General features: G+C 65.7%; 12 protein-coding genes. 4 read left to right on the top strand and 8 right to left on the bottom strand.

The window, feature by feature from the left end; translation table 11 throughout:
- Positions 1-14: 14 nt before the first annotated feature.
- The 4 genes from FJ951_RS20070 to FJ951_RS20055 all read right to left on the bottom strand — a co-directional run bounded on the left by FJ951_RS20070 (position 15) and on the right by FJ951_RS20055 (position 6993).
- Entirely contained in the window at positions 15-2093 is a 2079-nt protein-coding gene (locus tag FJ951_RS20070; RefSeq protein ID WP_140496052.1) for a hypothetical protein, read from the bottom strand.
- Between the two features lie 63 nt (positions 2094-2156).
- Entirely contained in the window at positions 2157-4979 is a 2823-nt protein-coding gene (locus tag FJ951_RS20065) for a DUF4159 domain-containing protein (RefSeq protein WP_140516932.1), read from the bottom strand.
- The gene (locus tag FJ951_RS20060) at positions 4976-5989 is read right to left on the bottom strand and encodes a DUF58 domain-containing protein (protein WP_140516930.1); all 1014 of its coding nucleotides are present in this window, start codon (positions 5987-5989) and stop codon (positions 4976-4978) included. The genes FJ951_RS20065 and FJ951_RS20060 overlap by 4 nt, the downstream gene beginning before the upstream one ends.
- Positions 5989-6993, bottom strand: coding sequence for a MoxR family ATPase (locus FJ951_RS20055; RefSeq protein WP_140496049.1), 1005 nt, complete (start codon positions 6991-6993; stop codon positions 5989-5991). The genes FJ951_RS20060 and FJ951_RS20055 overlap by 1 nt, the downstream gene beginning before the upstream one ends.
- 135 nt (positions 6994-7128) lie before the next feature.
- Here FJ951_RS20055 and FJ951_RS20050 point away from each other — a divergent pair, with 135 nt between their 5' ends.
- Genes FJ951_RS20050 through FJ951_RS20040 form a run of 3 tightly spaced genes read left to right on the top strand, consistent with a single transcriptional unit; the run spans position 7129 to position 9666 of the window.
- Positions 7129-7758 (top strand): DUF1285 domain-containing protein, encoded by a 630-nt coding sequence (locus FJ951_RS20050; protein WP_140517010.1) that lies wholly within the window; start codon positions 7129-7131, stop codon positions 7756-7758.
- Positions 7759-7771: 13 nt separating this feature from the next.
- Entirely contained in the window at positions 7772-8404 is a 633-nt protein-coding gene (locus tag FJ951_RS20045; RefSeq protein WP_140517008.1) for a CoA pyrophosphatase, read from the top strand.
- On the top strand, positions 8401-9666 hold the full coding sequence (locus FJ951_RS20040; RefSeq protein WP_140516928.1) for a CCA tRNA nucleotidyltransferase: 1266 nt from the start codon (positions 8401-8403) through the stop codon (positions 9664-9666). The genes FJ951_RS20045 and FJ951_RS20040 overlap by 4 nt, the downstream gene beginning before the upstream one ends.
- Positions 9667-9724: 58 nt before the next feature.
- On the opposite strand, the gene FJ951_RS20035 is transcribed toward FJ951_RS20040, so the two are convergent.
- The 3 genes from FJ951_RS20035 to hemF form a co-directional block, all read right to left on the bottom strand.
- Positions 9725-9910 carry a DUF1059 domain-containing protein gene (locus FJ951_RS20035; protein WP_140496047.1) on the bottom strand — a complete coding sequence of 62 codons (186 nt, stop codon included), beginning with the start codon at positions 9908-9910 and terminating at the stop codon, positions 9725-9727.
- 216 nt (positions 9911-10126) lie between these two features.
- Positions 10127-10387, bottom strand: a complete 261-nt coding sequence (locus FJ951_RS20030; RefSeq protein ID WP_140516926.1) for a DUF1344 domain-containing protein — start codon at positions 10385-10387, stop codon at positions 10127-10129.
- A 309-nt stretch (positions 10388-10696) separates the two neighbouring features.
- Positions 10697-11611 (bottom strand): oxygen-dependent coproporphyrinogen oxidase, encoded by a 915-nt coding sequence (gene hemF, locus FJ951_RS20025; protein WP_140496045.1) that lies wholly within the window; start codon positions 11609-11611, stop codon positions 10697-10699.
- A 119-nt stretch (positions 11612-11730) separates the two neighbouring features.
- Here hemF and FJ951_RS20020 point away from each other — a divergent pair, with 119 nt between their 5' ends.
- Positions 11731-11988 carry a hypothetical protein gene (locus tag FJ951_RS20020; protein WP_023770299.1) on the top strand — a complete coding sequence of 86 codons (258 nt, stop codon included), beginning with the start codon at positions 11731-11733 and terminating at the stop codon, positions 11986-11988.
- Between the two features lie 68 nt (positions 11989-12056).
- Here the strand turns inward: FJ951_RS20020 and soxR are convergent, their stop codons facing one another.
- Positions 12057-12527 (bottom strand): redox-sensitive transcriptional activator SoxR, encoded by a 471-nt coding sequence (gene soxR, locus FJ951_RS20015; RefSeq protein WP_140496043.1) that lies wholly within the window; start codon positions 12525-12527, stop codon positions 12057-12059.
- Positions 12528-12607: the final 80 nt, after the last annotated feature.

The following is a 12607-nucleotide window of genomic DNA, read 5'->3' as shown; positions in this document are numbered from 1 at the left end:
GAGGGAAAATGCTCCTATCGTCCTTCGCGGTACCACATCGAACCCATCGCCAGCAGCAGCAGGCCGAGGCCGAGAAAGCCGCCGAACAGCGGAACGCGCGAGACCGCCTTGAGCACGCTGTCGTCGGTGGTGCGCAGGCCGATCCAGTCGGCGCCGGACGCTTCTCCCGAGGACCGTACGGGGACGATCGAGGGCAAGGTCACGTCGCCGCCTCCAAGGGTCGATCCCGCAAGCCTGCGAACGCTGCCGCCGGTGGCTTCGGCGGGAGCCTTCAGCCGGTCCTGCGTGGAAACGACGTCGGCGAATTCGGGTGCGTTGACCGGCCCGACATGGGCGAGCGCGGTAAGGTCGCCATTGCCGACCTGGTAAAGGCCGATCTCGGAGGTCTGGGCGCTGCCCAGGAAGACACCGGGTTCGGATTTCTCGAGCTTGACGGTAATGGTCTTGCCGGAGGGCGTAATGATCTGGGCCGGGCCGGGGTCGTCGGCCATGGTCTGGCGGCGGATTTCCAGCACCATGCCGCGCCCGTCGGCGGTCAGCCGTTCCTCCTCGAGCTCTGGCTCCTTCATCAGCCAGTGGGCGATGCGGCGGTAGAGCTGGACATGCGGGCCGCCGCCTTCGAAGCCGCGCGCCCACAGCCAGCCCTGGTCGGACAGAAGCATGCCGACGCGGCCTTCTCCCTTGCGGTCGAGCAGGAGCAGCGGCCGGTTGTCGGCCCCCTTCATCACCACCTCGCCTTCGGGATTCTGCACGCCTATGGTGCGGAACCAGCGGCTCCAGTGCGGCGGCTCGCTGGCAGAACCGTCGAGACCGCGCGTCACCGGATGGCGCTGGCCGATGTCGGTGAGGCGTGGGTAGAACGCCTTGTCGACGACCTCGCCGGTCGGCATCGCCGGCAGCGCCGACATCAGCGGCGTGCGCGCGATCGAGCTTTCACCGGCATATTCGGGTCCGGCCGCAATCAGCAGCGCGCCGCCTTTTTCGACATATTCGGAGATGTAGTCGTAATAGAGGATCGGCAGCACGTCGCGGTGCTGGTAGCGGTCGAAGATGATCAGGTCGAAATCCTTGATCTTCTCGACGAACAGTTCCCGCGTCGGGAAGGCGATCAGCGACAATTCGTTGATCGGCGTGCCGTCCTGCTTCTCCGGTGGCCGCAGGATGGTGAAATGGACGAGATCGACCGAGGCGTCGGATTTCAACAGATTGCGCCAGGTGCGCTCGCCCGCATGCGGCTCGCCAGAGACGAGCAGCACGCGCAGGTTCTCGCGAATGCCGTCGACCAGCGCGATGGCGCGGTTGTTGGTGTCGGTGAGCTCGCCCGGCTCGCGATCGATGGCGAGTTCGATGATGTTGCGCCCAGCGCCGGGAATGGTCACGTGCAGCGGCATGGCCTGGCCGACGGTGGCATGCTCGACAGCGACCTGCTCGCCATTGACCGAAACGCGCACATCGACCGGCCCGGTCTCGTTGCTGGTTGAAATGACGCGATAGGTCATATCGAGCGGCTTGCCGACGAGGGCGAAGCGGGGCGCGTTCTCGAAACGTATGCGGCGATCCTTCTCGTGGTCGTTGCCGGTGATCAAGGCGTGCAGCGGGGCATTGAAATCAGGCGCGCCGGCGGGTGCGTCATGCACTTCGCCATCGGTGATCATGACGGCGCCGCCGATGCGCGAGGGCGGCACGTCGCGGAAGGCGTTTTCGAGCGCGCCGAACAGCCGCGTTTCCGTGCGTTCCTCGGCGGCTTCCGACTTGCCGGCCTCGACGACGCGGACGTCGAACTGCTTGAAGCGGCCGAGGCGCTGCTCAAGCCCGGCCAGCGCCTCGTCGGTCTGTTTGGTCCGTTCACCGATGTCCTGGCTCTGGCTCCGGTCGACGATCAGGGCAACCACGCTTTGCTGCGGCTCGCGCTCCTCGTTGAGGAACACCGGATTGAAGAGAGCGGCGGCGAGCGCCAGCAATGCGACGAGGCGCAGGACCGCGCCGCGCTGGCGAAACCACAGGCCGACGGCCGCGAGCAGGGCCAGCGGCACCAGCACAAGGGCCAGCAGCGGCCAGGAGATCAGCGGTTCGAAGGAGATCGACCAGTTCATGCCTTACCCTCCCCCTTGCAGGGAGGGCCGATCCGGGGAGCGAGCGCAAGAAGGAGCGTCATCTTACTGGCCCAACCGTTCAAGCAATATGGGCACGTGCACCTGGTCGGATTTGTAGTTGCCGGTCAGCATGTACATCATGATGTTGACCCCGGCGCGCAACGCATAGATGCGCTGCATCGGGTCGTTGGGCACGGTCGGCAGCAGCGGGTCGCCATTCTCGTCGACGGCCCAGGCGCCGGCGAAATCATTAGCGGTGATCATGATCGGCGAGACGCCGTCACCGGTACGCACCGGCCGGTTTTCGGCATTGCTGGCGTCGAGCGATGCCTCGACCCAGAGCGGGCTGCCGGCGAAGCGGCCGGGGAATTCGGGCAGGATAAAGAAGGATTTGGTCAGCACATGATCCGACGGCACCGGCTCCAGCGGCGGCACGTTGAGGTTGCCGAGGATGTCGCGCAGCCGCTCGGTGGCGGGGCTGGTCGAGTCGGCGCCGATGCCGTTGGCGAACTGGTCGCGCGTGTCGAACAGCACGGTGCCGCCCTGCTGCATATAGGCATCGATACGGGCAATCGCGGCCTGGCTGGGCATGGCTGCGGCCGGATCGATCGGCCAATAGATGAGGGGAAAGAACGAAAGCTCGTCCTTGGAGATGTCGACGCCGGCCGGCGCGCCCGGCTCGAGCGCGGTCTTCTCGATGAGGAAGCGGGTCAGGCCCTCGAGCCCGGCGCGACTGATCGAATCGTCGCCGGGCACGCCGGTCAGCACATAGGCGATCCGGGTCTTGGAGATGTCCTCTATGGCGGCGGTGTCGCCAGGCTTGGCATCGTCGGCGCGCGCGGGGCCGACATGGCCGAACAGCGCGCCGAGCCCGATCAGAATGGCCGCCATGGTGGTTACGGCCGCAGCGCGGCGCGGCCTGCGCGTCAACAGGCCGCCCATCCAGAACACCGCCAGCGTATCGAGCACCATCAGCGCCAGCGCGGCGGCCACCAGCGCGCCCTTCAAATTACGCGATTCGTCAAAGGCATACTGAATTGTGGTGACCGGGACAGTGATTTGCGGGCGCGCCAGCGGCGCAAGCGTGCTTGTCGCATCGAGCAAATTGTGGGCGAAAACGCCGGCTTCCGAGCCATAGAGGCCGGGCGGGTTTTCGAAGGTCACCGGCAGTGTACCGGCGCCCGGCACCAGCGGGCGCGCATCCGGCGTCGGCGGCACCAGCATTCCGTCGGCCGCTATCATGCGGTAGGGCGCCAGCGAGGTGGCGGCGGCTTCGGCATTGGCGATGGCGGCTCCCTGGTTGCGCGACAGCTGCACGATGCGGCGCAGCATCTCGACGAAGCTGCCTGAGATCGGCAGGTTCGACCAGGTTGCTTCGGGCGTGACGTGGAACAGCACGAGCGTGCCCTTGCCCTTCTTCAGGCCGGTGACCAGAGGCGTGCCGTCGGCAAGCGCTGCCCAGGTGCGCTCGACGATATCGGGCGTCGGTTCGGCCAGCACCTGCCTGGAAACGGTCACCTCGGTCGGCGGCGCCAGATCGGCGAAGGGGCCAGCCTTGGGGAATTCGGTGACCGGCTGCGGCGTGGTCCATGACAATGCGCCGCCGAGCGAGCGTTCGCCGGTGCGCAGACGCACCGGCAGCAGGTCGTCGTCATTGCCGGCGGCGGCCAGCCGCGACCCGGCGAAACGCACCAGGGTGCCGCCCTTTTCAACCCAGTCGACGAGCCTTGGCCTGATCTGTGCGGGAATGGTGCCGATATCGGCCATGACGATCATCGCCGGCTTCTGGTCGAGGATCTGCGGAATGGCGTCGGCCAGGTCGGCGCTGGAAGGTTCGACCAGGTCGGCGAAGGGCTGGAGCGCGCGCCTGATATAGTAGAGCGGCGACAGAAGCGGCTGCGCCTGGTCGGCCTCGGCCTGCGATAGGAGTCCGACGCGGCGGCGCTTGGAGCTTTCGTCCAGCACGCGCACCGCGCCCGCCTGACGCTCGCCATCGAGCGCGATCGAGGCGAAATCGTTGCGCAGCTCGAACGGCACCGCCATGGTGCCGGTGGCGGTGGATTGGCCGGGTGCGAAAGTCAGCGTCGCATCGGCGATGCGGCGGCCCTTGTCGTCGAAGGCGCCAGCGGTGACTTGCGCCGGGGCCGCATCGCCGGGCGCGCGGATGGCGGCGAGGGCAAAACCGTCGACGTCGTTCTCGGCGCCTGTCAGGCCGGTCAGCGACATCCGGTCGGCAACGGCCCACACGACGCGGGCGGCGTTTTTGGACAGGAGCGTGTTGAAGGCGGCCTCGTCGCCCTTCGCCGCCAGTCCGTCGGCCAGCACGGCGACGCTGGCGCCCGGCAGGCGCTCCAGGGCGGCGGCGACGCGGGCGTAGACCGCCGGCCGGTCGGTCGGGATCGGCCGCGGCTTTGCCGCGCGCAGGCGGTCGAGCGCCGCGGCCGCATCGAAGGGGCCGATCTCGGCATTGGGTTTTTCGGCGGTGAAGGCGATGATGACCGGCACGCCGTTCGAACCGGCGTCGGCGATCAGCCGCTCGGCGGTTGCGATGCGCTTGTTCCAGTCGGCGGCGCTTGCCCAGCCATTGTCGACGACCAGCGCCAGGGCCGCGCCCTCGGCCGGCAGTTTCTCGCGCGGATTGAAGACCGGTTCGGCAAGGGCGGCGACGATGAGCGCCGCCATCAGCAGCCTGAGCAGCGTCAGCCACCAGGGGCTCTGCTGCGGGGTTTCCTCGCGCTTCAGCACGCGCGCCAGGATCTTCAGCGGCGGAAACACCTCGGTCTGCGGCCTGGGCGGGGTCAGCCTGAGCAGCCACCAGATCACCGGCAGCGCCAAAAGACCCCACAGCAGCATGGGCGCGCCAAAGGAAAGCGGCAGCCAGCTCATGCGACGGCCTTTCCTGGCTGATCGCCACCAGCGATCATGCCGCCACGATCGCCAGCGATCGGCCTGGGCTGATCGCCACCGGCGATCATGCCGACGTGGCCAATGGCGGTCAGCCCGGGCTGACCGCCATCCGTCATCGCCATGTGCAGGCGTACCAGGGCGTCGGAAGCCAGCCGATCGGTGTGGTTGACGGTGAAGCTCCAGCCGAGCCGCTTGCACCAGCTGGCCAGTTCCTGGCGTCGGGCGCCATAGAGCAGGCGATACTCATCGGCCAGCATCTCGGCGCGGCCGGCGGTCAGCTTGTCGCCGCTCTCCGGGTCGGTGAATTCGGTGCGGCCGGCATAGGGGAATGTCTCCTCGGCCGGGTCGGCGACCTCAATCAGATGCGCGCGCACGCCATGGCGGGCGAGCACGTCGAGCCAGGCCATGGTTTCCTCGACCGGGTCGAGGAAATCACTGGCGATGACGATGTCGCAGAAGCGGCGGATGCCGGAGAGATCGGGCTTGGCCGGCAAGTCGCCGGCATGCATGAGCTGGGCGGCGATGCGCTCGGCGCCGTTGCGGGCGGTGAACGGATCGGTAAGGCCGGGCCAGGCGATGCGCTCTCCGCTGCGCGACAGCAGCTCGGCCATGGCCAGCGCCAGCACCAGGCCGCGCGATTGCTTGGAAACGGCGGCACCGGTCGATTTGTAGAGCATGGACGGCGACGGATCGGCCCACAGCCACACCGTATGGGCCGCCTCCCATTCGCGGTCGCGTACATAGGTGTGGTCGTCGCGGGCCGAGCGGCGCCAGTCGATGCGGGAGGAATCGCCTTCGACATAGGGCCGGAACTGCCAGAAATTCTCGCCGATGCCGCGCTTACGGCGGCCATGCCAGCCGGCGATCACGGTGTTGACGATGCGGCGCGCCTCGACCAGCAAGTCGGGCACGAGCGAAGCCCGCAACCGGCCGCGGGCGAGCGCGTCGCGCGTCGCTGCCGGAGCCTGGAGCTCGCCGATGCGCGCCATCAAATCCCTTTCACGAGCTTGGCCACCACATCGCGCACGCTGGTGCCTTCGGCGCGGGCGGCGAAGGTCAGCGCCATGCGGTGCTGGAGCACCGGCTCGGCCAGAGCCCGCACATCGTCGACCGACGGCGCCAGCCGCCCATCATAGAGCGCGCGCGCCCTCGTGCACAGCATCAGTGCCTGGCTGGCGCGGGGACCCGGGCCCCAGGCGACATGCCTGTCGGTTTCGGCGTTGCCCTGGCCGGGGCGCGCCGAGCGCACCAGGGCCAGGATTGCCTCGACCACGCTTTCAGGCACCGGCATGCGGCGGATCAGCGTCTGGATATCCCTCAGCCGCGCCGGCTGCAGCACATTCTGTGCCTTCGCGTCCTCGACCCCAGTGGTTTCCAAAAGGATGCGGCGCTCGGCCTCGAGTTCGGGATAGAGGATGTCGACCTGCATCAAAAAACGGTCGAGCTGTGCCTCGGGCAGCGGATAGGTGCCTTCCTGCTCCAGCGGGTTTTGCGTCGCGAGCACATGGAAAGGCGAGGGCAGGTCGTGGCGGGCACCGGCAATGGTGACGTGATACTCCTGCATGGCCTGCAGCAGCGCCGACTGGGTGCGCGGCGAGGCGCGGTTGATCTCGTCGGCCATCAGCAACTGCGCGAAGATCGGCCCGGAAATGAAGCGGAAGGAGCGCTTGCCGAATTCGTCCTGCTCCATCACCTCGGAGCCGAGAATGTCCGAGGGCATCAGGTCGGGGGTGAATTGGATGCGGCGCGAATCGAGGCCGAGCACGATACCCAGCGTCTCGACCAGCTTGGTCTTGGCGAGGCCCGGCACGCCGACCAGCAGCGCGTGGCCGCCGGCCAGAAGCGCCACCAGAGCGCGTTCGACGACACTTTCCTGGCCGAAGATGATGCGACCGACCCCGTCGCGGACCCTGGAAATGTCGGCCAGCGCCTTCTCGGCCTCGGCGATCATGTCTTTTTCGCTGATCGGGCTTTCCTTGACCATCACGCTCATGCAGCATCGATCCTTGTGGTTGGAAATACCAGCTTGACGCAGAATGCCGCGATTCGGCTCCGTCTGGCGCCTGCCTTCAAATTTAAATCACAGAGTTAGGCTGACAAGCGCAACAACAGTGACTATTTCGTGACGATGGCAGAGGGCTCCGAACAAAGACAGCAAAGCTTGGCGGCCGCGACCGAGGCGCGCGGCCTCGAGGCGCTGATCTCGCGTGCGGCCCGCGCCGGCAAGGGGCCGGCCCCGGTGGAGCGCTGGAATCCCGACTTCTGCGGCGATTTGGATATGGAAATCAAAGCTGACGGCACCTGGTTCTATCTCGGCACGCCGATCGGCCGCATGCCGCTGGTGCAGCTTTTTTCCTCGGTGCTGCGCAAGGACGCGGACGGCAGGACCTATCTGGTGACGCCGGTGGAAAAGGTCGGCATCCGCGTCGCCGACGCACCCTTCATCGCCGTCGAGATGGATGTCTCGGGCAGCGGCGAGGGCCAGATCATCACGTTCCGCACCAATGTCGGCGACGTCGTCGAGGCCGGACCGGAGCGGCCGCTGCGCTTCGTCGACGAGCACGAGACCGGCGGGCTGAAGCCTTATGTGCTGGTGCGCGGGCGGCTGGAGGCGCTGGTGGCGCGGCCGGTGATGTACGAACTGGTCGAGCATGGGGAGGAGATCGAGATCGGCGGCAGGTTGATGTTTGCCGTTCGTTCGAAAGGCCAGGCCTATCCGATCATGCCGGCCGACAGGCTGAGGCAGCTGAGCGCGTGACGGACAGTTCATGATGGACCAGGTGACGCCGACGCCCTTTTCCATTGCCGATTTGCGCGCGCGCTTTGCCGCGCAGCCGCAGGCGCATGCCGGCGACGACTATGGCGATCATCGCTTCAATCCAGGCCATCCGCGCCTCCACCGGGCGAAACCGCTGCGCGAAGCGGCGGTGCTGATCCCGATCGTCGATCACCAGGACGATGCCACGGTTCTTTTGACCAAGCGGGCCGAGACGCTGCGCAACCATTCCGGGCAGGTGGCCTTTCCCGGCGGGACGATCGATCCGACCGACGCCAGTCCGGAAGCGGCGGCGCTGCGCGAGACTTTCGAGGAGATCGGCCTTGGCCGGGACCATATCGAGGTCATCGGCCGCATGCCCGATTATGTCGCGGGCAGCGGTTACAGGATCGCGCCGGTGCTGGGCATCGTGCGGCCGCCTTTCCAGTTGACACTCAATGCCGAGGAGGTCGACTTGGCCTTCGAAGTGCCGCTGCGCTTCCTCATGGATCCGGCCAACCACATCAGGGACAGCCGCATTTGGAACGATCTCGAATGGTTCTTCTATGACATGCCCTATGGCGACCGGCGCATCTGGGGCGTCACCGCCGGCATCATCCGCACGCTCTATGAAAGGCTCTATGGGTGAAGGTCTCGATCGCTGACAGGGCCGACTGGCTCGGCGACAAGCATCTGCAGCGCCTGCTTGCCATTCTGGCGAGTGGCGGCGAGGCAGCGCGGGTCGCCGGCGGCGCGGTGCGCAACACGCTGATTGGCCAGCCCGTCGCCGACATCGACATCGCCACCACCTGCCTGCCGCAGGAGACGATCCGCCGCGCCGAGGCGGCGAGGTTCAAGACGGTTCCGACCGGCATCGAGCACGGCACGATCACCGTGATTGCCGGCGGCAAGCCTTATGAAATCACCACGCTGCGCGCGGATATCGAGACCGACGGCCGCCGCGCCAAGGTGTCGTTCGGGCGAGACTGGAAGCTTGATGCCGAGCGGCGCGACTTCACCATCAACGCGCTCTACGCGGAAGCCGACGGCACGGTCGTCGATCTGGTCGGCGGCGTCGCCGACATAGAGGGGCGCCGGCTGCGCTTCATCGGCGATCCGGAAGCGCGTATCCGCGAGGACTATCTGCGTATCCTGCGCTTTTTCCGCTTCTTCGCCTGGTATGGCGAAGGCCGGCCGGACGCCGAGGGGCTGAAGGCTTGCGCCCGGCTGAAGGGAGGGCTCGTGCAGCTCTCGGCCGAGCGCGTCTGGTCCGAACTCAAGAAGCTGTTGTCGGCGGCCGATCCGTCCCGCGCGCTGTTGTGGATGCGGCAGGCGAGCGTTTTGACCAGCGTGCTGCCGGAAAGCGAGAAATGGGGCATCGACGCGATCCACGGCCTGGCCAGAGCCGAGAAGGATCTGGGCTGGACCGCAGAGCCGCTGCTCAGGCTGGAGGCGATCGTGCCGCCGGATGCGGCGCGCATGAAGACGCTGGCCGAGCGGCTGAGACTGTCGACGGCGGAAGCAAACCGTTTGCGCGACTGGGCGCTTACGCCGGGAATCGAGCCGAAAACGACCGAAGGCGAACTGGCTAAGACGCTCTACCGCGGCGACCGGCAGGGGGTCGTCGACCGGCTTCGCCTGTCACTCGCAGCGGCACGGGTGCGCGCGGTGGACCAGACCGATGCGCTCCTCGAGGCAGGCGGCTTTTCCCGACTTCTCGCCTTCGCATTGAGATGGGAAAGGCCCGTGTTTCCGCTCAAGGGCGCCGATCTGACAGCGATCGGGGGGATGCCCGGGCCAAAACTCGGCGCGATCCTCAGGAATCTCGAAGTGGAATGGGTCGATGCCGGGTTTGGGCCCGATCGCGACGCGCTGCTCAAGCGCGCCGCGCAAGCCCTGAAGGCCGGATAGAGCATTCGTCAACGCAATCCGGGCGGAAATCGCCGCGATTTCCGGAACTTGCTCCAAATCAGGCGGCGTCGCGGACCTTCTCGATGCGCGAGCGGATCGCTTCGATCATCGTTTCGCGGATGATCGTCTCGCCATGCGTCTCGCGCATATGTTCGACGGCACGGCGCATGACCTCGGCTTCCTCCTCGGCGCGCGTGTGCCATTCACAACCTGGAACGAGCGAGCCGCAGTGGAATTCCTTCATGGGATTTCTCCTTTTCCTCCATGGAGTCCGGTCGACCGTCCTGCAAAAGGCGGCAGGGACTCCGCATCTTCTTGGCGCGTTGTCCGACCTTGAGACTGGTTGGACCACGAGCGGGTGAAACCATAACACAGATGGGGTGGCATTGATTGCCGTCAACGGCAAAAAAGGCGGAGCAGCGCTGCTCCGCCCTCTTACGCCAGCCCTATGGGCAGGTCATCACTTCATGATCTTGACTGCCTCGGCAACCTTATCCTTGCCGCTCATGTCCCATGAAACTCTGACCTTCTCGCCTACCTTCAGGCCAGGATCCTTGAAGGTCCGGGGAAGCGTAAAAGACGATCCATTGTCGAGAACCAGGCTTTTGGCCGCCGTATCAAAGGTCTTGATCGTGCCGGTGGTGTGCTTGACGGCGGCGAATGCCACCGAACCGGAAGCAAGAAGGGCAGCCGCTGCGGCCGAAACAATGATCTTGCGCATTGCGAAGTACTCCTGGAAAGCGCGGGCACCCTTTTGGCAGAGGTGTCCCGCATCGTCCTGGGCCGTCCGGTTGCGTCGAGTCGCGATCCGCTTCGTTCTGACGCAATTCCGAACGGAGCACCGTTCTGCACTCCTGGAATTGCGCAGGCGAACCGCCGGCGCTTCCCGACCCGTCCCGACAAATAGCCCAGTCTTTTCCGAAGCCTATTAGACGAAAAAGAAACTTTGCGACGGCTCCCGCGCCACATTCGATGCCCATTTCGAAGTGAATGGGACATCAATGCGGCTCACGGCGCGCTCACCATCTTTTTACGGCCAGCGGGCCTCCGGCGGCAGGCTGGAGAGAATCGAGGCGACATTGCCGCCGGTTTTCAGGCCGAAAATGGTGCCGCGATCATGAAGCAGGTTGAACTCGACATAACGGCCGCGGCGGATGAGCTGTTCGTCGCGGTCGCCATCGGTCCAGTTCTCGTTGAAATTGCCTCGCACGAGATGGCCATAGACGACGAGAAAAGCGCGCCCGACATCCTGGACGAAGTTGAAGTCGGCATTCCAGCCGCCTTTGTCCTCGCCCGAATGCAGCCAGTCGAAAAAGATGCCGCCGGTGCCGCGCGGCTCGTTGCGATGCGGAAGGAAGAAATACTCGTCGCACCAGGCCTTGAATTTCGCATGGTCGGCGACGCCGGCATTCTTCTCGCAGGCGAACTGCATGGCGCGGTGGAAGGCTGTCGTGTCGGGGTCGTCCTGTGTGCGGCGCCGGTCGAGCACCGGGGTGAGGTCGGCGCCGCCGCCGAACCAATGGCGCGAGGTGACGACCATGCGCGTATTCATGTGCACGGCCGGAACGTTGGGGTTCCAAGGGTGCGCGATCAGCGAAATGCCGGATGCCCAGAAGCGCGGGTCCTCCTCGGCGCCGGGCATCTGCTTCCTGAATTCGGGCGAGAACTCGCCGTAAACCGTCGAGGTGTGGACGCCAACCTTCTCGAAGACTCGGCCGTGCATCATCGACATGGTTCCGCCACCGCCCTTGCCGGAGTCACGCTCCCACGGCGTCCTTTCGAACCGGCCCGGCGACCATGAAGCGAGCGGGCCCTGGAGATCCTGCTCGATCTGCTCGAAGGCGCCGCAGATGCGTTCTCGCAGCGCCTCGAACCACAGCCGTGCCTTCATCTTCTTTTCTTCGATGTCGGCGGGCAGGCCAACCGGTATTTCAGGTCGTTCCAAGTGCTGTCTCCGGTTTCGGGGCGGCCGGCCCCTACAAATGACTCGTCTTTTGCCGGCGCGATCCCTAATCTCTTAGGGGAAAGGGTCAAGTCTGATCTGATCGGAGCAAGGAGACCTTCGTGCGCACCCCGGCAAGACCGCCGTTGGATGGCCTGAAGAAAAGGCTCGATCAAAGCCGGGCTGAACGCGCGCGCATGCCGCGCGACGGATTTTTGCGCGAAACCTTCGTCCTGCCGCGTTCGGACGCTCGCCTCAAGGCAAAGGAATGGTTCGAGCGCTTCCCCAAGCAGGCTTACTGGACCGAGATCGAAAGCTGGTTCGAACGGCCGGGCGATTTGATCGAATTCACCATAAGGCGCCTGCCGGCGGCGGATTAGAATTCCTCGCCCTGTTTACGGGGACAACCCAATACAGGCGTCGCCCCTTGTATCCGCCTTCACTACGCTCAGGCACCTTCTCTCCGTGAACCGAGAGAAGGAAGAACCAGCCTTCTCGCCCCTGTTCCTTCCCTGGCCAGCCGGTCATCCTTGTTGCGGAGCGGACATTTGTCGATCGACATGCAGCCGCAGCCGATGCAGTCGGTCAGCCCGTCGCGCAATTTCTTCAATTGACCGATCTTGCGGTCGAGCCCGTCGCGCCAGGCGGTCGACAGCAGGCTCCAGTCGTCGCGCGTCGGGGTGCGGCCCTCGGGCAGGGATTGAAGCGCCGTCGCTATCTCGGCCAGCGAAATGCCGACCTCCTGCGCGATCTTGATGATGGCAACGCGCCTCAGCACGTCGCGGCCGTAGCGGCGCTGGTTGCCTGACGTGCGGTGGCTGCGGATCAGGCCGCGAGCTTCGTAGAAATGCAGCGCCGACACCGCGACACCGCTGCGCGCGGCCACTTGGCCAACCGTCAATTCCGCTGCTGGCGCCATCTCGCACTTTTCCGCTTGACCTCAAGTTAAGTTGAGCTTGTAGCGAAGAAGCCATCGACATGCAAACGACAGGAGATGGC

This window comes from Mesorhizobium sp. B2-2-3 (assembly GCF_006442405.1).
GTDB lineage: Bacteria > Pseudomonadota > Alphaproteobacteria > Rhizobiales > Rhizobiaceae > Mesorhizobium.
This window is presented reverse-complemented; position numbering and strand designations above follow the sequence as displayed.